The sequence below is a fragment of the Segetibacter sp. 3557_3 genome (genome assembly GCF_004354985.1).
Taxonomy (GTDB): Bacteria; Bacteroidota; Bacteroidia; order Chitinophagales; family Chitinophagaceae; genus Segetibacter.
Genome location: NZ_SMSK01000005.1, coordinates 351,410 through 377,560, shown reverse-complemented (window position 1 = coordinate 377,560; position 26,151 = coordinate 351,410). Strand labels below are relative to the sequence as shown.

General features: G+C 46.5%; 13 protein-coding genes. 10 read left to right on the top strand and 3 right to left on the bottom strand.

Going from position 1 to position 26,151, the window contains the following annotated elements; genetic code table 11:
- The first annotated feature begins 10 nt into the window (after positions 1-10).
- The 5 genes from EXU57_RS11000 to EXU57_RS10980 all read left to right on the top strand — a co-directional run bounded on the left by EXU57_RS11000 (position 11) and on the right by EXU57_RS10980 (position 8,686).
- Entirely contained in the window at positions 11-1,525 is a 1,515-nt protein-coding gene (locus EXU57_RS11000; RefSeq protein WP_133268250.1) for a RagB/SusD family nutrient uptake outer membrane protein, read from the top strand.
- Between the two features lie 17 nt (positions 1,526-1,542).
- Complete coding sequence (locus EXU57_RS10995) at positions 1,543-2,253, top strand: hypothetical protein (RefSeq protein WP_133268249.1); 711 nt, start codon at positions 1,543-1,545, stop codon at positions 2,251-2,253.
- Positions 2,254-2,286: 33 nt separating this feature from the next.
- Positions 2,287-3,267, top strand: a complete 981-nt coding sequence (locus EXU57_RS10990; protein ID WP_133268248.1) for a hypothetical protein — start codon at positions 2,287-2,289, stop codon at positions 3,265-3,267.
- Positions 3,268-3,687: 420 nt separating this feature from the next.
- A complete protein-coding gene (locus EXU57_RS10985; protein ID WP_133268247.1) occupies positions 3,688-6,093 on the top strand; it encodes a beta-L-arabinofuranosidase domain-containing protein in 2,406 nt (801 codons plus the stop codon).
- A gap of 25 nt (positions 6,094-6,118) precedes the next feature.
- Positions 6,119-8,686, top strand: coding sequence for an alpha-L-arabinofuranosidase C-terminal domain-containing protein (locus tag EXU57_RS10980; protein ID WP_165958106.1), 2,568 nt, complete (start codon positions 6,119-6,121; stop codon positions 8,684-8,686).
- 89 nt (positions 8,687-8,775) lie between these two features.
- Here the strand turns inward: EXU57_RS10980 and EXU57_RS10975 are convergent, their stop codons facing one another.
- A complete protein-coding gene (locus EXU57_RS10975) occupies positions 8,776-9,759 on the bottom strand; it encodes an aldo/keto reductase (RefSeq protein WP_133268245.1) in 984 nt (327 codons plus the stop codon).
- 383 nt (positions 9,760-10,142) lie between these two features.
- Here EXU57_RS10975 and EXU57_RS10970 point away from each other — a divergent pair, with 383 nt between their 5' ends.
- The 3 genes from EXU57_RS10970 (at position 10,143) to EXU57_RS10960 (ending at position 17,597) form a co-directional block, all read left to right on the top strand.
- Positions 10,143-11,828, top strand: coding sequence for a M1 family metallopeptidase (locus tag EXU57_RS10970; protein WP_133268244.1), 1,686 nt, complete (start codon positions 10,143-10,145; stop codon positions 11,826-11,828).
- A gap of 96 nt (positions 11,829-11,924) precedes the next feature.
- Positions 11,925-14,087, top strand: a complete 2,163-nt coding sequence (locus tag EXU57_RS10965; RefSeq protein WP_207955459.1) for a S9 family peptidase — start codon at positions 11,925-11,927, stop codon at positions 14,085-14,087.
- 1,545 nt (positions 14,088-15,632) lie between these two features.
- The gene (locus EXU57_RS10960; RefSeq protein ID WP_133268242.1) at positions 15,633-17,597 is read left to right on the top strand and encodes a glycoside hydrolase family 97 protein; all 1,965 of its coding nucleotides are present in this window, start codon (positions 15,633-15,635) and stop codon (positions 17,595-17,597) included.
- Between the two features lie 433 nt (positions 17,598-18,030).
- Here the strand turns inward: EXU57_RS10960 and EXU57_RS10955 are convergent, their stop codons facing one another.
- Complete coding sequence (locus EXU57_RS10955) at positions 18,031-19,254, bottom strand: exo-beta-N-acetylmuramidase NamZ domain-containing protein (RefSeq protein ID WP_133268241.1); 1,224 nt, start codon at positions 19,252-19,254, stop codon at positions 18,031-18,033.
- A 541-nt stretch (positions 19,255-19,795) separates the two neighbouring features.
- On the opposite strand from EXU57_RS10955, the gene EXU57_RS10950 reads away from it, so the two are divergent.
- Both EXU57_RS10950 and EXU57_RS10945 read left to right on the top strand, forming a co-directional pair.
- Positions 19,796-22,045: a TIM-barrel domain-containing protein gene (locus tag EXU57_RS10950; protein ID WP_165958105.1), complete on the top strand. Its 2,250-nt coding sequence runs from the start codon at positions 19,796-19,798 to the stop codon at positions 22,043-22,045.
- 822 nt (positions 22,046-22,867) lie between these two features.
- Positions 22,868-24,799, top strand: a complete 1,932-nt coding sequence (locus tag EXU57_RS10945; RefSeq protein ID WP_133268239.1) for a peptidylprolyl isomerase — start codon at positions 22,868-22,870, stop codon at positions 24,797-24,799.
- Here the strand turns inward: EXU57_RS10945 and EXU57_RS10940 are convergent.
- A complete protein-coding gene (locus tag EXU57_RS10940; protein ID WP_133268238.1) occupies positions 24,779-25,960 on the bottom strand; it encodes a hypothetical protein in 1,182 nt (393 codons plus the stop codon). The two genes, EXU57_RS10945 and EXU57_RS10940, sit on opposite strands and share 21 nt — an antisense overlap.
- Positions 25,961-26,151: the final 191 nt, after the last annotated feature.

The window sequence follows — 26,151 nt, the reverse complement described above, 5'->3', positions numbered from 1 at the left end:
CAGTACTAATATGAAAAGATATACGACCATATTTTTGTTGAGTTTGTCAATGGTTTTCGGGAGCTCCTGTAAGAAGCTGCTCGATAAAGAGCCAAGAAACACTATGACCGATGCTAATTTCTGGAAGGATGAAGCAGAGGCAAATTCTGCAATAACCGGTGCATACGCTCTGTTAAGAACGGCCATTAACTATCCTGAAGGTGTCGGACATTATGCGTGGGGTGATCTGCCTACCGACCAGTTCTCAGCGACCCAGCCCTTAAACCAGCAAGATTATGCAAACATTAACCAGATGAACCTGCAGATATCTGTTTCATCTACCGCCGCAACCAACGACAGTAGAATGATGTACAGGGTTCGTCGCTGGGATAATTTCTACCGGGTTATCGACCAGGCAAACCGGGTGCTGAAATTTGTACCTACCATACCACTAAGTGCCTATACTTCATCGAATCCTGCGGCAGCCCAGCAAAGAATATTAGGAGAGGCATATTTCTTACGCGCATTTACTTACTTCTACATTTTAAGGATCTGGGGCGATGTGCCCCTTGTACTTGAAACCGTTGCAGATCCTGTGTTGGGGCAACCGCTTCCACGCACTCCGGCAAACCAGGTACTTGATCAGGCGATCAAGGACATTGAAACCGCAATGCCAATGCTTACCTGGACGTCCGTTGCTGCGGAAAGAGCGGTACGGGCAACACGTGGCGCTGCCTTCGCATTATTAGCACACATTCATGCATGGCGTGGTGCTTACGACAAAGCTGCGCCCGCTACTGACTCCGTGATTTTAAAAGGAGGGTATGCTTTTGTTCCCCGTTCGAATTTTACCACAATCTTCAAGGGGCAGAGTATTGAAGGGATCTTCGAGATTTCACAGAATAAAACCAATGAAGGTTATGCTACCGGAATTGGCACACGCACCTCAAAGTCTCCATACTTGCTGAGCAACACGGGTAATACCCAAATGCCACTGGATCCCGTCAATCTGTTGACCCGTTATTACACAGATACAACCAACGATCTTCGGGCAAGAAGAGGCTTTGCGTTGATGAATACGACCGACCCCGTCGTGTTAAAATACCTCAATGATAATGTTACGTATACCGCGGTAAACAATACCTCACCGGTCGTTTTGCACAATATAGTGGTGTTTCGCCTTGCTGATATTAAGTTACTCAGAGCCGAAGCCCTTGAGGCGCTTGGAAACCCCGGCGGGGCAAGGGTAATTCTCGACGAAATCCGCAACATTGCCGGCCTTGGCGCTTCTACTGCTACCAATGCTGATCTTTTCGAGGCGATCATTGATGAACGCGGCAGGGAATTGTTTTTGGAGGGCCATCGTTATTATGATCTTGTCAGGTTAGCTAAAAAGAAAAACATTTTCAAGTTTGGATCAGGCTCAACACCCCGTATCACGTCATCGGAATTTGCTCAGGGCAAGTACATCTGGCCCATTGATCCTTCCCTGATCATCCAAAATCCACTATTGACACAAACGCCTTACTGGGCAGATAAAATGTAAACTCCAAAGTATACTCCATGACACATAATATAAAAATTTTCCTGCTTCTGTTCTGTGCTGCATTTGTCGCAGTTTCTTGCAAAAAGAACGATTATTTAACCGACGGAGGTTTGCACAGTGCCCAGACGCCATTGAACACTTATGATTACCTGAAGTCTAATCAATACAAGTTATTCGACACCTTTTTATTGGTGATTGACCGGTTTAAACTCCAGGACGAACTGATGTCGTCTAAAACGGTCTTTGCTGTAACCGACTATTCAATCAGAAGGTATATGGACATCAGGCAGAGCATTCTACGGCTTTCCGATGAGTCTAAAGTGTATTCCCTGGATAGCCTGTACAAGGACATGACTGCCGATTCCGTCCGGCAATATTTCTTCAATGAAAGGTATACGCTTGCTGATGCCGTTATGGAACCAGAGGTAAAAGAAGCAACAAGCAGGGGTAACACTAAGTGTGGTATATCAAAAAGGATGTTTACCATAGCGGAACTCAATGCTGACGGCGGCTTGAGAAGCTGGACTCAGACACCGGCATTTGGATTATATTATACAAACGTAAGGGGTACTTTGGATGTCCCGGGTGTTACTCCCCCGCCAAACGAAGCTGATGTTAAAGTCTTGTGTCAAACATCAGGAATCCTTCCATCATCTACATCAAAAGATCCTGCGTACGACCAGGTTTTGCATGTCTTAAGCAACCAACACACTTTTGCAAGATTTTGATCATCCAGTTTTTAAGTTCTTAAACGTCAACGAATGAAAATCTTTAAAATTATATCTTTTGCCCTTGTGGTTGCTGCCGGTACCGTTGGTTGTAAGAAACCAGATGCGGGCTACCTGAGCAAAGTGATTGTCTACAGCCCTAAAACACTAAACGCAGCAAGGGGTAGGGTTACAACTTCGGCGGCACTCCTGGTAGACGGTTCAACAAACCCGATCTATGTAAAATTACTGGGCACCAGGAACTTTTATACAAAACAAAATGCTGACTCAATCCTGTTAAAGAAATATGAGATAGCTATTTACAAAGGTGAAATCAACCAGCAGGATACAACGCTCGAACAGGTCGCGGCTAAAATCAGTAAAGCCATGTACCCCAGCTTTGCCGTGAACCCAATTGGCGGTAGGTTGGAAGTTACACCCGCAACAAATTCTATCGACACCGGTACTTACGAGTTTGACATCGAGGTATCTAATATCGCCGGCAAACGCGAAGTATTAAATGCTGGTGTTATTAGAATTATTAACCCCGCCAATTCATATGAACTTATTTCCTCCTCGGTAACAACTTCTCCAACGACTTCAGAAACAACTACCGGCCAAACCAATTTTACTACTACGATAGTTAGAACGAACACTACCGAAAATAAAGTCATAATCAGGTATGTTGATAAGAATGGTACGCCCTTTAACCCCAAAGCAGGTGAAGTTGTTCCAAGAGCAGACCGTCCTGACTTCAGAACCTATGCCCCGTTTTATCCTGAAGAAAAAACCGATACGGCGCTTGTATTCCGTTATCCGCCCAACTTGCCTACTTTTCCCTTGTATCCCCAGGTAAACGTTTCAGGCGGTCTTTACTCGTATGTATTTTATTACAGGGTTCGGGCAGCAGCAACCGATATCAACCTTAATATGAATCCCGTTATCACTTTCCGGTTATGGCCCGCACCTGGCGATGATGCTGTAAAAGGTACCTATGTAATTACGATGAGAATGAATTTTGTTGCAAGAAAATAAGGTGAATCACCAGCATAAACACAAGTACGCACGATTATCTTATCTCGGAACTTTTTTTGGACCAGGCTTAAGCTTTCCTGTTGAACATCCTTGCGTCGCACTCTTGTACCGCATAGGGTTAATGGGCACACGGGTTTAGATCAGGAAAATATACGGTTTTGGCCAATTACTGGTAAATAGGGCTGCGATGAAATACCAATTCGGTTATGTATTCTTTAATGTTGTAATTCTTTCAAATTCTTAGCACTAATTTTCGGGGGCAATTTCCCGCTGCACTAAGAAACTGCGTTTGAACCGAGCCCGTCCGAATGGGTAGCCGGGCGGACGTAGCAACGATGAAGCCCAAAGAACAGATGACCGTCACCATAAAAACCAATTACGTTTAGCGTTAGCCAATTCTAGAGTAAGAAATTATAGTTTATGAAAAGATGTAAAGCCATTGTGGGCACGATTGTACTTGCCGCTTTATCGCCAGCATTGCAGGCGCAAAATAAAGACTACCCCATTCAGCCGGTTGCTTTTACCAAAGTTCACCTGCACGATCATTTTTGGGAGCCTAAAATCCAGACGAACACCAATATCACGATTCCCTATGTGCTGCAAAAATGCAGGGAAACGGGCCGGCTCGACAACTTTAAAAAAGCAGCCGGGAAAATGCCGCCCGGCAAAATCACCGAATTTCCGTTCGACGATACCGACGTTTATAAACTGATAGAAGGGGCTTCATACGCACTACAGGTAAAAGACAATCCCGGTCTTCAAAGGTCATTGGATACCCTCATCACCTTAATTGGCGATGCACAGGAACCGGATGGCTACCTGTACACTTTTCGTACAATGAAGCCGGATAAACTTCATCCGTGGATACATGAAAAACGCTGGGTGAATGATCCCGACCTCAGCCACGAATTGTACAATGCAGGGCACCTTTACGAAGCTGCGGTTGCACACTACATTGCTACCGGTAAAAAGAACATGCTCAATATCGCGATTAAAAATGCCGACCTGCTGGTGAAAGATTTTGGTCCGGGAAAAGCGCAGTATTTTCCGGGTCACCAGGTGGTAGAAATGGGGCTCGCACGCATGTACCGTGTGACAGGAAAAAAGGAATACCTCGATCTTGCAAAATTCTTTCTCGACGTTCGTGGCAACGGCAACATTAAAGGCGCACAATACAGCCAGTCGCACAAACCCGTTACCGACCAGCACGAAGCCGTGGGTCATGCTGTGCGCGCCGCTTATATGTACACGGGTATGGCGGATGTTGCGGCGTTAACCGGCGACAAAAAATACCTTAAGGCGATCGATGATATATGGGAAGATGTAGTTCAAAAGAAGATGTACCTGACAGGTGGTATCGGTGCTACCGGCGCGGGTGAAGCGTTCGGAGCGGCATACCAACTGCCCAATATGTCGGCCTATGCCGAAACTTGTGCTTCAATCGCGAATGTGTATTGGAACAGCAGGATGTTCCTGATGCATGGGGATTCCAAATACATCGACGTTATGGAGCGGGTACTATACAATGGGCTGCTCTCGGGTATCTCGCAGGATGGTACGCATTTCTTTTACCCCAATCCACTTGCCTCCATGGGGCAACACCAGCGCGGTGCATGGTTTGCCTGCGCCTGCTGTGTTTCCAATGTAACCCGTTTCATGCCCTCGATACCAGGGTATGTATACGCCCAGAACAATAACGACCTTTATGTAAACCTGTTTGTGTCGAACAAAGCAGACATTAACCTTCCTGCAGGCAAGGTTGCAATCAACCAGGAAACGGAGTACCCATGGAACGGTAAGGTCCTCATTGCAGTTGATCCCCAAAAGAAATCAACCTTTGCCTTGCGCGTTCGTATCCCGGGATGGGCAAAACAGGAAGCCGTACCGGGCGACCTTTATCGTTTCGCCGACAACAGTGAAAAGCCTATCGTCATTACGCTAAACGGCAAGCCCGTTCAGTATAAAATGGAAAAAGGTTATGCGGTTTTCAACCGAAGCTGGAACAAGGGCGACAAGTTGGAGGTAAACCTTCCCATGGAGGTTGAAAAAGTACTTGCCCACGATAAGGTGGAAGATGATAAGGGACGTTTTGCGTTGCAAAAAGGGCCGCTGGTTTATTGTCTTGAAGGACCTGATAACCTCGACAAAACCGTTCAAAACATTGTTGTTAGCGATAAGGCCCAGATCAAAGAAGATTTCAATAAAGACCTTTTGAACGGGGTACTGCTATTATCGGCACAGGGCAATTCCACCCGTCGACAGCTCAACAGCGATGGGCTGTTGAAAACCGAACAACAGGTAACCGCAATACCATATTACTCATGGAATAACCGTGGTGCAGGCGAAATGGTTGTTTGGATACCTTATATGGAATCGGCTGCGCGACCTAAGCCAGCACCAACAATCGCATCGCGCAGCAAGGTTTCTTCTTCTATTCGCAACCAACGTATGTTCACTGCGCTGAACGATCAATACGAGCCCCGGAACTCCATCGACAATTCTGCGGTGTACCTGCATTGGTGGCCGAAGAATAATACGAAGGAATGGATTCAATACGATTTTGAAAAAGCCGAGAAGGTTTCAGAATCATCCGTGTATTGGTTTGATGACGGTCCGTTTGGCGGATGTCGCATTCCTGCCTCATGGAAGGTATTGTATAAGGAAGGGGAGAACTGGGTGCCGGTTAAAAACAGCACCGATTATGAAATTGCAAAAGATAAATACAACACGGTAAAGTTTGAGCCGGTAACCACCACTGCACTACGCATAGAAGTTCAGTTACCTGAAAAACAGTCAGCCGGTGTTCACGAGTGGATCGTGAAATAATATTTCCCCAACTACGAAAATGGCTATGAATTCCAAGAGATGGTTATGCCTGGTTAGTGCAGGCATAATCGTGGGGGCTTTACAAACAATCAGTGCCCAGCAACGCGCCGTTATGCAGATCAATACGGCGGCTGTAAAGAATACGGTTGACCCAAACCTGCACGGCATTTTCTTCGAAGAAATTAGTCATGGCGGTGAAGGAGGATTGTATGGGGAACTGATCCAAAATCGCGGTTTCGAGGAAAGCAGGGTGCCCCCCGGGGCTGTGGTTGAAAATGGTTTCCTCAATGGCAACCCCAACAAACATCCACACTATAACCTCAACGGAAAAGCAAGCGACTGGCGTATGCCATGGCCGGTAAAAACCCCGTGGCCTTATTGGAGCCTCGATACTGGTGCGCAGGCGGGTATAGAGCTGGCGCTTTCAACGGAAAAGCCTTTAAATGAAGCAACGCCGAACGCCCTAGTTTTAAATATACGCTCGCTTGATCCTGAAAAAAATAACCTGGTAAACGATGGGTTTTGGGGAATCAATGCAATTAAAGGCGAGGAGTACAACCTTTCCTTTTATGCTGATGCAGATACTTACAAAGGTCCGCTTACCGTTGGGCTGCTTTCATCTACGGGAACCAGGATAGCCACGTACACTTTTAAAAGTTTGGGACCTGGCTGGAAGAAGTACAGTTGCAAGCTGACGCCCACTGCTACAGATGGTAAAGCGCGATTTGCGTTTACGTTTGGATCAACCGGGCATTTGCGCCTTGATTTTGTTTCCCTTTTTCCGAAGAATACTTTTAAGAACCGGCCAAACGGATTGCGTAAAGACCTGGCCCAATACCTGGCTGATTTGAAGCCGGCCTTTGTAAGATGGCCCGGCGGCTGCTATGTTGAAGGCATTAATGTAGAAAGTGCGCCAAACTGGAAAACATCTATCGGTCCGGTTGAAAAAAGGCCCGGTACGTTTAGTGTCTGGGGATACTGGTCCAGTGATGGCTTTGGCTACCACGAGTACCTGCAGTTTTGTGAAGACATCGGCTCCTCCGCGCTTTATGTCTTTAATGCAGGAGTTTCCTGTCAATTCAGAACCGGTACTTTCATTCCCGATGAAAACCTTCAACCCGTAATTGATGATGTGTTAGACGCAATTGAGTACGCGGTGGGCCCGGTTACTTCTAAGTGGGGTAAAGTACGGGCGGCTAACGGGCATCCAAAACCATTTCCTCTGAAGTACCTTGAAGTGGGAAACGAACAGCATGGTCCTTTTTATGCTCGTCGCTACAACCGTTTTCATGAGGCGATTAAACGGAAATACCCGGAGATGAAAATTATCTCAAGTATGGGAATAGGCGATCTTAATCGTCGCACACTCGATAGCATAAAAGTCACCGATATTGCCGATGAGCATGCCTACAAAGCAGCTTATTGGGCATTTAACAACTATGATCATTTTGATCGTTATAAACGCGGCGATTACGAAGTATATGTTGGTGAATACGCAACCAATGCCGGCGTGGGCCGGGGCAACATGCTGGCTGCGCTGAATGATGCTGCTTATATCATGGGTATGGAGAACAATGGCGACCTCGTGAAAATGTCGAGTTATGCTCCCTTGTTTGAAAATGTAAATACACGGCATTGGCCGGTGAACCTCATCAACTTCGACGCGGACAAGAGCTTTGCAAGGATATCGTATTATACCATCAGGATGATGAATGAGCATCGTTCTGACGAAAACCTGGTAACGACGTTGAAGGTGCTTGAAGCGGAAAAGCCAAAAGCCCGGAACGGGGGAAGTGTCGGACTCGCAACATGGGATACACAAACCGAATACAAGGACATCGAAGTTTACGAAAAGGGATCCCTGGTTTATAAAAGTGATTTCATTAAAAAACCTGAAGAATGGCAAGCCATTCGCGGAACCTGGAAAGTTCAGGATAGTGCGATGGCTCAGACTGCCCAGGGTGCACAACGGCTGATGATCTTAAAAGGCAGGAATTTCGAGACGTATACCCTAAAGCTAAAAGCACGCAAGCTTTCCGGAACAAATGCCTTTATCATTCCGTTTGCGGTACAGGGACCCCGTCAACATATGCGGGCACATATCGGCTCGTATGTAAACGCCAACTGCGTTTTTGAAATGGTCAATGACGAGGCTGTCACCGATATTACTGCCCAACGACGGTTACCCAAGCCGATCGAAATCGGGCGCTGGTACGACATCACCCTTGAAGTTGGGTTCGATAAAGTAGACTGTTACCTGGATGGCAAACTCCTGATGAGCTATACCGAGCCCAAGAAAATTCTTGGTATTGCCGGGCGAGACAAAGAGACCGGCGATCTCATAATCAAGGTGGTAAATGCTTCCGACGAAGCTTACAACACCGCAATCAATTTTGATGGGCCGGTTACGCCGGCTGGAACGGGTGCAGCAATAAGTCTGCAAACAGATTCGTTAAATGTAGAGAACTCATTTGCTTCGCCAACCGGTTATGTTCCAAAAAAAAAGCCACTTAACTTGTTGACGGCTAAACAGATAAACTATATCTTTCCAAAATATTCCATAACCGTCTTACGCTTAAAAACTAAAGGTTAACCCTATCTAACGATCTTGTATTTAAGTGTCTTAACAAAATGGCCGTCTCAAAAGGACGGCCATTTTTGATAACACAAATCGGTTAATTATTAGTAGTGTCCGCGTATGATGGGTTTAATCTGCTGATCGTACAACCGGCGTAAGTTGTTATGAATTTCCTCCGATAATGACTGCAAGCCGGAAGCGGCAACGTTGCTTTGCACCTGTGATACCTTTGATGCACCAGGGATAACCGTAGTTACTTCAGGATGGTCGAGGATCCACCTGAGTGCCCACTGGGCCATACGATCATCAGGAAGCAGGCTTTTGATTTCGTTGGAAAGCCTCACCCCTTCATTGAAATCAATCCCCGAAAACGTTTCGCCTGCATTAAAGGCTTCTCCCTTTGCATTAAAGTTCCGGTGGTCTTTGGCCGCAAATCGGGTTTGCTCGTTGAACTTGCCCGTCAGTAGCCCGCTTGCAAGTGGTACGCGCACAATAAGCGCTATACCTTTTTCTTTCGCTTTGGCAAAGATTTCATCAGCAATGTGCTGTCGAAACAGGTTAAAAATAATTTGGAGCGATGCTACCCCTTCCTGGTCAAGACAGATCAGCGCTTCCTCAGTGGTTTCTACGCTTACCCCCCAATGTTTAATAAGCTTTTGATCCTGCAGTTTTCTCAGGTGGTCAAACACTTTTCCCGATCTGAGTTCGTCGGTAGGAATGCAGTGAAGTTGCTCCAGGAACAGTTGGGAGATATCAAGGTGTGCCAATGAGTCCTCCACGTGACGCTTCATTGTATCGTAATCAAAGTTCTGCGGCCAGCCGTTATTGCCATCACCCCGTCGCCCCAGTTTGCTGGCTACAAAAACTTCGGTTTTGTTCTGCTTCAGGAATTCGCCAATTACTTTTTCGCTGATCCCCATCCCGTAAACATCAGCGGTGTCAATAAAATTGCCGCCTGCATCGGTATAGCTCTTCAGGATAGCATATGCCTCTTCGTGGTTTACTACCCCCCAGTCTGCACTGCCCAATTGCCATGTTCCTAAACCTATTTCAGCTATCGCTGTTCCCTGGAATGATCGGTATTGCATATGAATGTTATTTTGAAATTTAAAACAAGATTTGCCTTGTCACTGCTATTCTTTTCGAAGTTAGCAGCTAATTTCAGCAGCTTTAGTTGTTGGGTTAAATTTGGTAAGTAATCCATTAATAACAGCTTAGCCCAAGCGCCAATAAGTTTTTAAGTTCGTACAGGATACTGCACGTAGGGTACATATTAAAACCGGACCACGGGAATGCTGCCGGAAGAAATACAAAGCAGGCTCATTTAGCTGGTCAGACAGGATTTTGCCGCTAGTACCTACCCGTTGAAAGAGGGCAATCATACAGCTGGGCTGCACGGCAGGTTGTTCCCGGAAAGGCGTGGAAGAAATCGGTGCAACCAGTTAGGCAGCGCTACTAAAAGATACCAGTTATGAAAAAAATTATTGTTTTTGCAGGCTTTTGTATACTGGCCGCCAACATCTGTTCTGCCCAGGTGGCCGGTAAAAAGAAAGTTTTTACAAGGGCCGACACCCTTCGCGGCACCATTACACCTGAGCGGGCATGGTGGAATGTTTTGAGGTACGACATAACGGTTAAACCCGATTACCTGGCAAAGGCAACTACCGGAAAAAACTCGATTACTTATAAGGTCACCAGCGATAGCTACCCGGCTTTTATGCAGGTCGACCTGCAGGAACCATTACATATCGACAGCGTGCTGTTTAATGGCGGCCGTAAACTTGAATTCAAGAAAGACGGTGATGTTTGGCATGTACAGGCGCCTAAGCAACAGAAGGGTTCTGAAAATAGGGTAGATGTGTATTTCTCCGGTAACCCGCATGAGGCCATCAGAGCGCCGTGGGATGGTGGATGGACGTTTACCAAAGACTCACTTGGACGCCCATGGATGACGGTTACCTGCCAGGGCCTTGGAGCTTCAATTTGGTACCCTTGTAAAGATCACCAAAGCGATGAACCCGATAATGGTGCTTCGCTCACCATGATCGTTCCCGATACCCTTGTGGCCATTGCCAACGGCAGGCTGCAATCGAAGCAGGTAAATAGCGATGGTACGGCAACCTACAAATGGGCCGTTGTAAACCCAATTAGTAATTACTGTATCATTCCATACATTGGCAAGTATGCCAATTGGAAGGAAGTTTACAAGGGCGAAAAGGGTAACCTCGACATCAACTATTGGGTATTGGATTATAACCTCGATTTGGCGAAGTCGTACATGCCACCCGAGGTGCACAACATGTTTAACAGTTTTGAACACTGGTTTGGTCCTTACCCGTTTTATGAAGACGGTTACCAGCTGATCGAAACTTCTCATACCGGTATGGAGCACCAGAGTGCGGTATCTTATGGCAATCATTATAAACCCGGGTATCGCGGCAGGGATGGATCAGGAACAGGCTGGGGCATGAAATGGGATTTCATCATCATACATGAAAGCGGGCACGAATGGTTTGGCAATAACATTACAACCAACGACCTCGCCGACATGTGGGTACACGAAGGCTTTACCAACTACAGCGAGACCCTCTTTATTGATCGCATCTTTGGAGTTGATGCGGCTAATGCTTATAACGCAGGCATACGCAGGGGTATACGCAACGATCGCCCGGTAATACCAAACTACAATGTTAACGACCAGGGCAGCGGCGACATGTACCCCAAGCCCAGTAATATGCTGCACAGCATCAGGCATGGCCTGAACAACGACGAAAAGTTCAGGCAGATCCTTCGTGGACTTAACAAAACTTTTTATCACCAAACCGTCACTTCTGCACAGGTAGAGGATTATATCTCAAAACAGGCCGGGTTCAATTACAGCAAGGTTTACGACCAGTACCTGAGAACGATCCAAATTCCTAAGTTCGATTTCTATTTCAGTAATGATGGTAAAAAAGTTTTCTACCGTTATAGCAATTGCGTAAAGGGTTTCAACCTTCCCTTGCAATTAAACGGCACAGGAGCTGCGCTAAGAATTGTACCGACCGATGAGTGGAAGAACCAAGCGGTAAATACACAGCAAAAAGCATTATTCGAAAAAGCAGCTATAGAAAAGATGTATTACGTAACCGCAGGAGAGGTGCAGCCTAAACCATAGCATGTTGGGTGCCGTAAATGATTGCACTAAACCCACTGTGCAATGCGGGTATTTCCTGTAAATTGCCTTGCAAGACAATAAAATATTATGATTAACATGAGCCGTTTTTTGCGATTAGTAGTTGTTGTAAACCTGGTGTTTTCTATCGGCATACTTAACGCCCAGCGTGGCGTCAACTGGGCCGACGACGGTAACAGTTATTATGCCATTGAGTCGAACGATATTGTACAGTACGAACTTCCCGCCTTAACAAAAAAGGTCGTGCTCGAAAATAGCAAACTGGTGCCGGCCGGGCAGAAAGATGCCCTTGCGGTGCGGAGTTTTTCATTTAGTGCCGATAAGAAGAAAGTACTTATTTATACCAACACCAAACGCGTATGGCGGCAAGACACCCGGGGTGATTACTGGGTGCTCGATATTGCCTCCGGCTCGCTGAAACAACTGGGGAAAGGCAAACCCGAATCATCTTTGATGTTTGCAAAAATTTCGCCGGATAGTAAAAAGGCAGCGTATGTTAGTGGTCACAACATCTTCGTCGAGGACCTTGCAACAAACAAGATTACAGCCCTTACCACCGATGGAACTGACCGCTTGATCAATGGAACTTTTGACTGGGCGTATGAAGAAGAGTTCGATTGCCGCGACGGCTTTCGTTGGAGCCCCGATAGTAAAAACATTGCGTACTGGCAGATCGATGCGCGCAAAATCAGGAACTTTCTGCTGATCAATAATACCGATTCCGTTTACTCTTTTACCGTACCTGTTGAGTACCCCAAGGCGGGCGAAGATCCATCACCTTGCAAGGTGGGCGTGGTAAACGTTGCTTCCGCTAAAACAAAGTGGATGGCGGTTCCGGGTGATCCAAGACAGCATTATATTCCACGTATGGAATGGGCCGCAAACAATACCGAGTTGGTATTGGAACAACTCAATCGCAAACAAAACGAAGCCAAAATCTTTTTCTGTAACGCTGCTACAGGGGTCGCTAAACCAATCTATACGGAAACCAACAACGCATGGATAGATCCCAATGACGGTTGGGAATGGCTTGAGGGCGGAAAGACGTTTTTATGGGTCTCCGAAAAAGACGGCTGGCGACATTTGTACAAGCTCGACCGCAATGGAAAAGAAACCCTGATCACCAATGGCAAATACGATATCATTAGTATGCAGGCCATCGACGAAAAAGGTGGTTATGCCTATTTTATGGCTTCGCCTGATAACGCTACCCAATCCTACCTGTATCGTATTGCTTTAACCGGAAGCGGGCAGGCGGAGTTATTGTCGCCCGCAGCACAGAAGGGTACACACAATTACTCCATTTCGCCCGATGGTCAGTTCGCTACCCACACGTTTAGCAACATCAAAAACGAAAGGGCTTCTGATTGGGTCCGGCTGCCTTCGCATGAGGCATTCAAGACCAACGCTGCCGCAACCACCCGCCGGAGTGGCGCTGGTGCAAGTGGTGCCCCAAACGTCGAAATGTTCCAGGTAACAACCGACGACAATATCACACTCGATGGCTGGATGGTAAAGCCTAAAAATTTCGACAGCACAAAAAAGTATCCTGTATTGTTTACGGTATATGCCGAGCCTGCGAGTGCTACTGTAAAAGATGTTGCAGGTGGTGGCAATAACGGTTTGTACGCCGGCGACTTTGCGGGCGATGGTTATATCTACATCAGCCTTGATGGTCGGGGTACACCATCACCAAAAGGTGCTGCATGGCGCAAAGCCATTTATCGCAACATCGGTGCGGTAAATATCCGCGACCAGGCAATGGGTGCAAAAAAGATCATGCAGTGGCCCTGGGTTGATACCAGTCGCATCGCGGTTTCAGGATGGAGTGGTGGCGGTTCTACCACCCTCAACCTGTTGTTTCAATACCCTGAAATTTATAAGACCGGTATTGCCATTGCGCCAGTTGCCAACCAGTTATTGTACGATAACATCTACCAGGAAAGGTATATGGGGCTACCGAAAGAGACCATGCAGGATTACGTAAAAGGATCACCCATCACCCATGCAAAAAATCTTCGGGGCAACCTGCTGGTGATTCATGGCACCGGCGACGATAATGTTCACTACCAGGGTACAGAAATGCTCATCAACGAACTGGTAAAACATGGCAAACAATTCCAGATGATGAGTTATCCAAACCGTACCCACGGCATCAGGGAAGGTGAAGGCACGTATAGCCATCTGCAACAATTGTATACATCATTCTTAAGGGAGCATTGCCCGGGCGGAGGAAGGTAGAAGGATTATGTTAGATGTTGTATGATAAATGTTGAATGAAGAGAGAAATTATGAGTTATGAATTAAGAATTATGAATTTAACGTGGTGTTGCGGGAACAGTTCTGAGTTATCGATTAAGCCATATGAGTTGCCCGTGTTTTGCTGTTGTATTGTGTGAATGGTACCTCGTTGGCTCTTGAAGTAAATGAAATGTGTAGAGATCGTTTGCGAATTCGTGGTTTGGTTTTTCAACCCTGAAGGGGTTGCCCTTAAATAGCCGCGGATGAATCCGGGGTACGAATATCATATCGTTTTTACAATCCTGAAGGGGTTGAATAAAGAAGATGACAGACGTTATTATTGATTAGGGCTGGATGTTTTTCAACCCCGATGGGGTTGCCCTTAAATAGCGCCGGATGAAATCCGGGGTACGAATACCACATCGTTTTTACGACCCTGAAGGATTTGAATAAAAGAGATGACAGACGTTATAGTTGATTAGGGCTGGATGTTTTTCAACCCCGGGGGAGGGCGATAAAATCTATGTTGTATGCTAAATGAAGAGAGAAGCTAAGAGTTATGAATTAAGTGTTATGAGTTACCGTGTTTTGCTGTTGTATTGTGTGAATGGTACCTCGTTGGCCCTTGAAGTAAATGAAATGTGTAAAGGTAGTTTGCGAAACGTGCTTTGTTTTTCAACCCCGGAGGGGTTGCCTTTAAATAGCGCCGGATGAAATCCGGGGTACAAATACCATATCGTTTTTGCAACCCTGAAGGGGTTGAATGAAAAAAACGGCAGACGTTTTTGTTGGTCAGGCTGGATGTTTTTCAACCCCGATGGGGTTGCCCTTAAATAGCGCCGGATGAAATCCGGGGTACGAATACCATATCGTTTTTACAATCCTGAAGGGGTTGAATAAAGAAGATGACAGACGTTATTATTGATTAGGGCTGGATGTTTTTCAACCCCGGGGGAGGGCGATAAAATCTATGTTGTATGCTAAATGAAGAGAGAAGTTAAGAGTAATGAATTAAGTGTTATGAGTTACCGTGTTTTGCTGTTGTATTGTGTGAATGGTACCTCGTTGGCTCTTGAAGTAAATGAAATGTGTAAAGGTAGTTTGCGAAACGTGCTTTGTTTTTCAACCCCGGAGGGGTTGCCTTTAAATAGCCCCGGATGAAATCCGGGGTACGAATACCATATCGTTTTTACAACCCTGAAGGGGTTGAATAACGAAACAAAAAACATGGTAATGATCAGGAGAATAGACGCAATGGCAGACCGAACCTGGGATCCAATGCTATGGGTGACTTTCTTGTGGCTCCCGGCATTTGGTCATTGCTCGTCATCGTTGCAGCTTGCCCCCAACGCGTTGGCGGGTCGCACTCTTGTACTGTAGGTTCATTACGCAACTTTGTTGAATCAATACACATTGAATTGACCTGTATCCAATTTTAAACGGGCATCTTAATGTCGGCGTCGTCACAAAAATTGATTTGATTTTTGTTTCTTCATAGACTTTGATTTGCTTATCACCACCAATCATACTACCAACCAAACCTTCATGCAAAAACTAATTGCTGCTCTTGTATTGCTGATATTTACTTCAGGCGTTTCGGCCAAAGATTACCGGCTCCAGTCGCCCGACAAACACACGGAAATCACCGTAAGTACAGGTAATAAGCTAACCTGGTCGGTTGCTTATGATGGCAATGTGTTGCTCAAGCCCGGTGAGATCAGCATGGTGCTTTCCAATGCTGTAATACCTGCAGCCGGCGCAAAAGTGCAGCAGGAAAAGAGGTCCTCTAAAAACGAAATGATCACCGCTGTTGTGCCGGTAAAAAGCCGGAACATCAGGTCGCAATACAACGAGCTGTTGTTAACCTTTAAAGAAGATTATAGCATCCGCTTTCGTGCTTACGATGATGGTGCTGTGTACCGCTTTGAAACCCGCTTCAGGGAACCAAAGATCAAGGTGGTATCAGAAACCTGTAACTACAACTTCAGCGACAACTTCCAGGTGTTCTGGCCAACAGAAACCGACACCGCGTTTCAATCCCACTTTGAAAACCTTTTTAAGGACAGCACCATTGCTGCATTTAACAACCGGCAACATGGCAACCTCCCCATGTTGCTTACTGCTCCTTCGGGAACAAGAGTGCTGATCAGTGAAGCAGACCTGTATGACTATCCCAACATGTTCCTGTTTGGAACAAGTGGCAACGGAGTTACGGCCGGTTTTCCAAAGGTGATCAAATCCATGCGCCCACGTGGCGACCGTTCCAATACCATTACTGCCCTTGAAGACTTTATTGCTGAAACTGCAGGTACCCGCACCTTTCCCTGGCGTACCGTAAGCATCACCAACGACGATAAGAAGATCCTTGAAAATAACCTGACCTATAAACTCGCAACACCGTCTGTGTTAACCGATGTTTCCTGGATCAAACCCGGTAAAGTCGCCTGGGATTGGTGGAATGCCAACAACATTTATGGTGTGAACTTTAAAGCCGGCCTTAATACCGAAACCTATAAATACTATATCGACTTCGCATCCAAATTTGGTCTCGAGTACGTCATACTCGACGAAGGTTGGTCGCTCACAACGACCAATGTGCTGCAAGCAAGACCTGAGATTGACATACCGGAACTTGTTCGTTACGGCAATACAAAAAACGTAGGCATCATACTCTGGAGTTTATGGAACCCGCTGGATAAGGATATGGACAACATCCTCGACCAGTTTGTAAAATGGGGTGTAAAAGGAACCAAGGTCGACTTCATGGCAAGGGCAGATCAGTACATGGTGAACTTTTACGAGCGGGCAGCAGTGGCTACTGCCAAAAGAAAGTTGCTGCTCGACCTGCATGGCGCTTACAAACCTGTTGGTTTAAACCGCAAGTACCCGAACGTGATTTCGTATGAAGGCGTGCGTGGTGCGGAAAACAACAAGTGGGAAGCCAACATCACCCCAAAACACAATGTTACGCTCCCATTCACGCGTATGACCGCAGGACCAATGGACTATACGCCCGGCGCGATGATTAATGCATCAAAGGAAAATTTTCGCATTGTATACACCGAGCCGATGAGCATGGGTACAAGGGCGCACCAGGCTGCCATGTACGTGGTGTATGAGAGCCCTTTACAGATGCTCTGCGACAACCCGTCGAATTATTTACAGGATAGCACCTTTACCCGTTTTATCTCCGGCATACCTACTACCTGGGATACCACCATTGCGCTTCAGGCAAAGGCCGGGCAATACGTAGCTGTCGCCCGTAAACACGGCGCGCGCTGGTATATTGGTGCAATGACTGATTTTGAAAAGCGGGATGTTACAGCAGCCCTGTCGTTTCTCGACAACAGGAAGTACAATATGCGTGTTGTTGCTGATGGGATCAATGCCGACAACCATGCGGCGGATTATACGATCAGTTCTCAAGCCGTGCAACGTGGCGACAACATCACGATGAACCTGATGCCAGGCGGTGGATGGGTCGCGGTGCTCGTACCGGAAGGGGAGTAGTGGTTATGTTGAATGTTGTATGCTGAATGTTAAATGAATGCGAGGCAAAATGAGTCACGGCACTTCAAACATGGTCCTTGAGTTGATTACCTAAAGGCAGCTGCATGTTAAACGCTATAGTATAGCTTGACTACTTCGGTATTAGAAGATAAACATATTAGCTATCAACTGATCAGTATTCCTCACCTTGTGCATGCATTAAAAAGATCTTTCCTCGTGTCTTAACCTTCATTTCTCTTTCTTATGGACCCGCATCAACATTCAAGGCCGTTATAAGCTTTGATGGTCATGCATCGCTGCGCAACGAAACTGCCGTACACGAGTGCGACGCAACGATGTTCAATAGAAATCCTAAGGTTCGGTCCAAAAAAATGCTTCTAAATGTAACCGCACCAATTCAACATTCAACATATAACATCCAAAATAATCCCGACTAGTCGTAAAGCATGTACTTCTTCCGCATGGTTTTGTATTGCGACAGACCGGGCTCCCACGAGTCCTGGATTTCTTTAACCGATTTACCCGACATGATTTGCTGCCTGAATTCGGAGCTTCCTGCAAGTCCGTCTATGTTGCCCATCTCTTTGCTTTGTGTACGGTCAAAAAACTTTTCCTTAATCGGGTAAGCATTATACAGGTCGATCATCCATTGTATGTTGATTCTTTTTGACGCGCGCAGTTTTGAGATGTCGTAGTCTCTTAAGTCGAGCCCGTAACAAACCTGGTTCATATGCAGGGGTGTTTCGCTCATGCCGGGTATGCTTACGGGTGTATACGAAAACGCGTATTTGTCTTTCAGCAATGGACTGCCTAAAACGGTAAATGGAAACTGCGTGCCCCGGCCATGGTTCAGGATCGTGCCTTCAAACAGGCAGGTAGAAGGGTACAGCATGATGCTTTGTTGCGTATTCAGGTTTGGGGATGGTTTTACCGGAAGGGTATATGGTTTATCGTGGTTGTAGTTGGCCAGCTTAACGATCCTGAGTTTACAGGTCATTTTATTGGGCAGCCATCCCTCGCCGTTGATCATCTGCGCAAACTCGGCGATGGTCATTCCGTGTGCGATAGGAATGGGGAAAATGCCGATACCCGACTTCAATCGCATGTCGAGTATGGGTCCGTCGACCAGGTAGCCGTTTGGATTTGGACGGTCGAGAACAATGAGTTCCTTATTATTTTCTGCGCACGACTCCATGATATAGCTAAGCACATTGATGTAAGTATAAAACCGGCAGCCTACATCCTGTACGTCGAAGATCATGACGTCGACATCGGCCAGGTCTTCTTTGCTGGGCTTGCGTTTAGGCCCGTAAAGCGAGATCACCTTTACGCCTGTTGCGGAGTCCTTTTCATCGCTTACCCGAACACCCGCACTTGCGCGACCCCTGAAACCGTGTTCGGGGCCAAACACTTTTACAATATTGATCCCTGTTGCGAGCATGCTGTCCACCAGGTGTCTTGTACCGATGATGGTAGTGGGATTTGCAAGTATGCCAACGCGTTTTCCCTTGAGGTAAGGGAGGTATTCGTTTGTTTTTTCTGCACCGGTAACAATGTCGGTTTTACCGGCTTTGGCCTGTGCCCGTGTCGGACCCGTTTTGAAGCTGCACGAAGCTACAATAGCCACCAGCAGGTATGATAAATAGGAAAGTTTCATGCAATCATTTTAGCCGATGAAATTATGGATTTTTTCCCGGGAACGGCGGTCATTCCGAGGCACGGGGGATCCCGTTACTAGTGATGAGATATGAGAGATGAGTGATGAGACGTGAACTTTTTGTCATTGCGACGAAGAGGAATCCCGTTGATGGTGATGAGAAATGAGTGATGGGAGATGAGACGTGAACTTTTTGTCATTGCGACGAAGAGGAATCCCGTTGAGAGTTATGAGAGATGAGTGATGGGAGATGAGACGTGAACTTTTTGTCATTCCGGCGAAGAGGAATCCCGTTGAGAGTGATGAGAGATGAGTGATGGGAGATGAGACGTAAACTTCTGTCGTTCCGACTAAGAAGGAATCCCTGACAAACATTTTATTGCGATCAGACTCCTTCCCAGTCGGGATGACAGGACCCTTGTTATGGTTAAAATCAGGCTACTGTTGCTTAAAAATGGTTAGTCCTATTCAGCCCGTAATCAACCATGCAATAATTACTTTTAGCAATGGTCCGCTTTGCTTGCTGCACAAATACCTCGTTATGAAAAAATCCTATCGACTCAAGTTGCCATTTACGATTTTGGGGCTGGTGCTGCTTTCTTGCGGTATAGGGAATGTTGATGCGCAGCGGCAAATCACTGTTGCTGGTCAGCCGGTACAACTTTCGCTGACTTCGGTTTCACCAAACACGGTACGGTTTACGTTGCTTCCATTAAACGCGGCAAAACAACCCGAACCATTAACAACAGACCTGGTAATTGAAGACCGCTGGCAAACGCCGGACGTAAAAACAACCCAGTTAAGTGCAGCACGGCAGTTCAAATTGCAGAACATCAGTGTCACCTTTTCTCCATCACCACTTAAGCTGTCTTTTTTTAAACGGGGAAAATTGTTTCAACAGTTTGCCATCGACACTGCTAATGGCAACGTTCATTTCACATCCGGTAATGGACCGCTATACGGGCTCGGCTCGGGTGGACAACGATATGATCGCAGGGGCACGTACGACGAAATGCAGGAAGGGGTGCCTGCAAACGAATCCCAGATTTATGGGTCAAGAATACCCATTCCGCTACTCATCAACCCGGTTGAAAAATGGTCCTTGTTTTTCCACCTTCCTTACAAAGCCGCATTTGATTTACGAACCGGTACAACCGGCCACTTCATACCCCGCCCCAGTCCGGCGCTGCCCACGGAAAAGGCACTGCCGCTTGATGTCTTTATCAGCTACAACGACTCTACTCCTGCGATCATGCAACATTACACCCGGTTGACCGGCAAGGCTCCTATGCCACCCAAATGGGCACTAGGTTATATGCAAAGCCATCGTACGCTCGAGAGCCCCGATAGTATACTGCAGGAAGCAAAAACATTCCGCGACAAAAAAATACCCGCTGATGTCATGATCTATCTCGGCACGGGTTACGCTCCAACAGGCTGGAACATGGGGCATGCAAACATGGACTTTAACCCAAAGACTTTTGATAAGCCTGACCAGATGATAAAACAATTGCAGGAGCAGCACTTCAAAGTTATCCTGCACGTTAACAATACCCCGCGAACACTCCATGGAGTGATGGCACCTTCTGCAACAGATACGGGCCGGGATTATGCCTTTAATTACTGGCGATGGCATCAACCGGTGAATAAAAAAATTGATGGCTGGTGGCCCGACGACGGCGACGAATTGCCCATTGCTTCGCGCCTTACAAGGCATATGATTTATCGCGAGGGCCAGTTGATGGACAAGCCCAACCTTCGTCCATTTGCTTTACACCGCACCGGTTATGCGGGCATGCATCGCTATGGCAGCTGGAACTGGTCGGGCGATTGCTTTTCACTTTGGTCAACACTTGATGCACACGTGCAACTCGGTTTGAACGCCGGGCTTGGCGTATCACCATATTGGGGCAGTGATATCGGTGGCTTCGTGGCAACACGGGAATTCACAGGCGAACTCTATACCCGTTGGTTCCAGTTTGCAACGTTTTCACCCCTCTTTCGATCGCATGGCAGGCAGTGGAAGCTGCACCATCCATGGGGATGGAGCAACCGCGCCATCGGGCCAAACGAAGTTTCGCTAAGTCCGGGTGCAGGTCTTGATACCACCCAGTTGTACAATCCACAGGTAGAACCCATTTGCAAAAAGTTTCTTGAGCTGCGTTACCAGTTACTGCCGTATAACTATACTGCAGCAAGGGAAAACTACGACAAGAGCCTGCCGCTGATGCGACCCCTATGGATGCATTATCCGGATGATAGTGTAGCACTAAGGATTAGGTCGCAGTACCTGTGGGGACGCAACTTCCTGGTTGCGCCAGTGACTGAAAAAGGGAGGACGATGAAAGAAGTATACCTGCCCGAAGGCGCCTGGTACGACTTCTGGTCCAACCGCAAGTACCAGGGCAACCAATGGATATCCCGGTATGTGGAATTGTCGACGATGCCGCTGTACGTTGTGGCGGGCTCGATCATTCCGATGGACCCGGTACGGCAATACGTTGACGAGCCCACGACTGACACGGCAACCTTGCGCGTATATGCAGGTGCAAATGGAACTTACGAATTGTATGAAGACGATGGCAACACACTCGATTATGAAAAGCTGCCAGGGTCAACCATTCATTTTGCGTGGAACGATCAAACCAGGTTGCTGACCATTGAACCTGCAAACACAAGGGGACAAAAGATCAACCGCGCATTCAATGTTCAATTGATAGCTGGTCAGCGCCAGAATACGCCAACGCGATGGGTGGAATACAAAGGGGAGAAGATGGAAGTGAAGCTGTAGGGACTTAAGAATTATGAGTTAAGAATTGAGAGTAGTTTATTTTATGTTAGATGTTGTATGCTAAATGTTGAATGAATACAGTTAAGAGTTATGAGTGAAGAATTGAGAGTAGTTTTAGTTATGTTGAATGTTGTACGAATACAGTTAAGAGTTATGAATTCAGAATTAAGGGTGGGTTATTCTATGTTGAATGTTGTATGCTAAATGTTGTATGAATACAGTTATGAGTTATGAGGTAAAAATTAAGAGTAGTTTATGCTATGTTGAATGTTGTATGAGAACAGTTAAGAGTTCTGCGTTAAGCATTAAAAGTGGATTATGTGGTGTTGAATGTTATATGATAATTGTTACAAGAAAAATCTGTTGCGCTTTATAAACCGATACAGAGTAGGGGCTTTCGTTAAAAGAATAGGCAGTCGTAGATGATGGTATTTTACTTGGAAGTTCAACCCTGAAGGGGTTGCATGTAAATAGCCCCGGATGAAATCCGGGAAACAAATCAAATCTGTTCTCCACAACCCTGAAGGGGTTGAATAATGAGAGCATGGATGCAAGACGATGAATGAGATCAAGATCCGGCTATTTCCTAATGCCAGTTGACTTCTAAGTTCACCTTCGCATTTTTAGTTGCCGCCATTTGTTCCATGTCAATTCTTGCTTGCCCACCCGGACGGGCGACGCTCGTTCAAGAGTTGTGGTTTATGGTTGCGGTTACTATGAGACATGTATTGGTGATTACATAACGAATGTGGAATGAAGTACCATGGCTGATCCAGTTCGCGATGATACCTGACTTTTACATTTTGCATTATAAATCTTCTTATGAATAACATTTTCCTTCTTCTTAGTCTTACCAGCTTGTCGCTGCCGGCTGTTGCTCAAAAGCGTGCCGTAAACAAATTTCGTGATCCCATATTGCAGCAGATTTATTCGCATGGATACAATCGTTTAACCAACGCTGTTGTGGCGTACTTCAAGCATAATAACCCGGTGTATCGCAAAGAGGCAGCCCTACAATTCAGTTCAATACAGGATAGTACAGCCATCCCAGATCTTTTATTGCTGTTAAACGATGCCAACGCAGACGTCAGGATAAATGCAGCCTTTGCGTTGGGACAAATGAAAACACCTCTTACGGTTTCAGGACTGATTACGGCGATCGGGAGTGAGCAGTCTGTAAAAGTTAAACGTGTTGAGCTGGAAGCACTGGGCAGGTGTGCCAATACCGAAGCGGTGAACTTTTTATGCAGCTATAAACCGGTTGGCCAGGAGGATAAAGAAGGACTTGCCCGGGCCTTGTATCGTGCTGCGATCAGGAAAGCATATCATAAAACCGGGGACGAGATCATGGGGGCATTTTTATTGCCACAACAACCAGAGGCGGTCCGTCATGCAGCAGCGTATTACTTCTCTGCTGCTCCTGTTGCAGGTTACGAAAAAGCCATCATTGATGTAGTGCTACATGACCCATCTGCCAATGTTCGTATGGGCATATTACGGGCACTAAGAAACGTAAAGACAGGAGCAGCGCAACGAGCCCTGATTGCAGTAGCAGATACAGCAAAGGATTACCGGGTTCGGGTTGATGCACTTGCGGTACTAAAGCAATACAATACTCCCGAAGTAACGCAACTTGCATTTCAAAAGTTAGCCTCCAACGAACACATCAGTGTTCGGATTACCGCTGCCGAATATTTTACGGCTAACAAAGTCGCTGAACAGGCACAAGCATTGATGGATCATGCCAGTAATGAGAAAAACTGGCGGGTAAGAACGATCCTATTGGAAGCCGCGTTTGCAGTTGCCACAGATAAAAAGCCTGTAAGCGAGTTGATGAAAAAAAGCTATTCCGCATCGAAACTTAGGCATGAGAAAATACTACTGGCAACTGCGCTTGCAACAGATCCAACCAACTATTCCTATCTAACTACGGCTGCATATACGGAAACAGATCGCGAGGTTAGCCAGGCACTTTTCAACCCGATCAGGAGGTTGTACGCTGGCAGCAATCTACCACCTGACTCCATAACGCGATACGCAAAATTCCTGGTAACAGCTATCCAGTCGTCTAATAAATACCTGGTAAGTCTGGCTGCAAAGTCGCTGGCGAACTCCGGCGAACGTCTGGCCCAGGTTGTAAAAGACAGCACCTTTTTAAAGACTGCACGCGCCAGGTGGGCCAGTGATCCATACCAAACTGTTGTTGCTGATTTGGATAATGCATTGGCAGCCTACCGGGCTGGTTTTAAAAGAGAACCCGAACGGCAGACAAGTGCGCCGAAACCTGTTTACAAAACATTTGATTGGAAAGAAATCGTTGCTATTCCTGTTGACCAGAAAATACGGATCGCAACCGACCGTGGAAATTATACGATCCGCTTGTTTGTGGAGGAAGCCCCTTTTACGGTAACCCACTTTCTTCACCTCGTAAAATCGGGTGCGATCAATGAATTGATGTTTTATCGCGTGATACCGAATTTTGTTAATCAAACCGGCGGCACCCCATCACCCCCTTTTGATAGTCTTACCAGTGTTAAAATACGTTCGGAGTATAACTTTCGCCCGCATGGCGAAAGAACGGTAAACATGGCTTCATCGGGCCGTGACACAGAGACTTCACATTGGTCCATCATGTTGCGACCAACACCATGGAACGATTACGGATATACGGTGTGGGGCGAAGTGGTAGCAGGTATGGACGTAGTTAATAAACTCGAAATGGGCGACCGGATATTATCGGTCACGATCCTTTAAGAATCGTTTTGTTTCGTCGGGGTAAACGGCAATATAATGCGTGCGAACAAGGTTGGGTGTAGGTTTGGTTTGTCCCTGTGAACGGAGGGTAATTAGTTTAGATTCCTTTGTCGGCATATGGCAATCGATACAGTTGTTCACAATCGACGGGCCCACTTTTTCTGCCATTTTACAAAAGTGATCCTGGTCAGGTTGATGGCAACTCATACAGCGCTTTGAAAACAACGCGGGATCGTCGCGCTCGTTTACGTGCGTGTTGTGGCAAGTGGAGCAGTTGAGGGTATTGCTTTTGATAAAGCACTCACTTGATTTTAAGAGTTGAAGCTGGTTGCCATGAACATCGATGTCCGCAAGACTTACCGTTGTGGTATCGGGGTGAATAAATGCCGAAAGCTTTGCGCCCGGGCGAAAAAAGAATGTTGTTTGTTTGGTGTCGTGTAAGCCCGAATGACAAACGGAGCACATGTTGAGCTGATCTTCTCTTGAAAGCGATGCAAAGCTGGCAATGTATTTTGCTTTTTTCTCGTCGGGGTGCTGTTGCTGGTAAGCTACGTGTTTTGCTGCGGGACCATGGCACCTTTCGCAGTCAATGCCATAGAGGATGGAGTTCTTGTCGAAGTGATCGCTGAGCCTGTTGTTCACCACTTCAACGGAGGTTCTCTTGATATAAGAGCCATGGCATTCAAAGCAACCAATGGGTACATTTCTGTCGAACCGGACTTTGTCTGCCGGGTAGTTTGGACTGTTCACCCAGGCTCTGGCCTTCACAAAATACGATACCGGTAATTGGTAGATCTGGTCGTCGATCCAATACAAAAAAGTTTGTGCTTTTCTGCCCGAACCAACAACAATATCGAAAGGAGCCGATTGTTTTTCCCGGCCGTCAAGGTAAGCCACCTGTAACAAACGGCTGTCGCGTTCTTCCATCTGCACCTTTAAATTGGGCTTATAAGCATAAACATTTGAGTCGGTTTCAAAACTGCCTTTAATGGTTTGTTTGGAGGCAGGTGAGGTGGAGTTGTGGTGTGCCGTTGCAGCATAAGACGCTGTAAAATTCCGGTGGCAACTTACACAGGTTTCCGAACCGGCATAACCATTTGACCGGACATCATTAACTTCCGACTGCCGGTTAAGGCATTGCGAAAAAAAGAGTGTACTCATGCAAATGATGAGTAACACAGCAAGTTTTCGTCTATGCTTTTTCAAGGGGAGGGAGGATAATTGAAATTAAAAATTAAAAATTAAAAATGTAAAGCTGGTAGGGATCTCATCGCAATTGAAATGTTTTGTCCGGGATTCCTCCTTTGTCGGAATGGCATTCGAATGATTTAGGTTCAATATTCAACCCCTTC

Bases quoted from the DNA above. Each gene is read 5' to 3' on its own strand.
- EXU57_RS11000 (WP_133268250.1), top strand. From the start codon at position 11: ATGAAAAGATATACGACCATATTTTTGTTGAGTTTGTCAATGGTTTTC.
- EXU57_RS10995 (WP_133268249.1), top strand. From the start codon at position 1,543: ATGACACATAATATAAAAATTTTCCTGCTTCTGTTCTGTGCTGCATTT.
- EXU57_RS10990 (WP_133268248.1), top strand. From the start codon at position 2,287: ATGAAAATCTTTAAAATTATATCTTTTGCCCTTGTGGTTGCTGCCGGT.
- EXU57_RS10985 (WP_133268247.1), top strand. From the start codon at position 3,688: ATGAAAAGATGTAAAGCCATTGTGGGCACGATTGTACTTGCCGCTTTA.
- EXU57_RS10980 (WP_165958106.1), top strand. From the start codon at position 6,119: ATGAATTCCAAGAGATGGTTATGCCTGGTTAGTGCAGGCATAATCGTG.
- EXU57_RS10975 (WP_133268245.1), bottom strand. From the start codon at position 9,759: ATGCAATACCGATCATTCCAGGGAACAGCGATAGCTGAAATAGGTTTA.
- EXU57_RS10970 (WP_133268244.1), top strand. From the start codon at position 10,143: ATGAAAAAAATTATTGTTTTTGCAGGCTTTTGTATACTGGCCGCCAAC.
- EXU57_RS10965 (WP_207955459.1), top strand. From the start codon at position 11,925: ATGAGCCGTTTTTTGCGATTAGTAGTTGTTGTAAACCTGGTGTTTTCT.
- EXU57_RS10960 (WP_133268242.1), top strand. From the start codon at position 15,633: ATGCAAAAACTAATTGCTGCTCTTGTATTGCTGATATTTACTTCAGGC.
- EXU57_RS10955 (WP_133268241.1), bottom strand. From the start codon at position 19,254: ATGAAACTTTCCTATTTATCATACCTGCTGGTGGCTATTGTAGCTTCG.
- EXU57_RS10950 (WP_165958105.1), top strand. From the start codon at position 19,796: ATGAAAAAATCCTATCGACTCAAGTTGCCATTTACGATTTTGGGGCTG.
- EXU57_RS10945 (WP_133268239.1), top strand. From the start codon at position 22,868: ATGAATAACATTTTCCTTCTTCTTAGTCTTACCAGCTTGTCGCTGCCG.
- EXU57_RS10940 (WP_133268238.1), bottom strand. From the start codon at position 25,960: ATGAGTACACTCTTTTTTTCGCAATGCCTTAACCGGCAGTCGGAAGTT.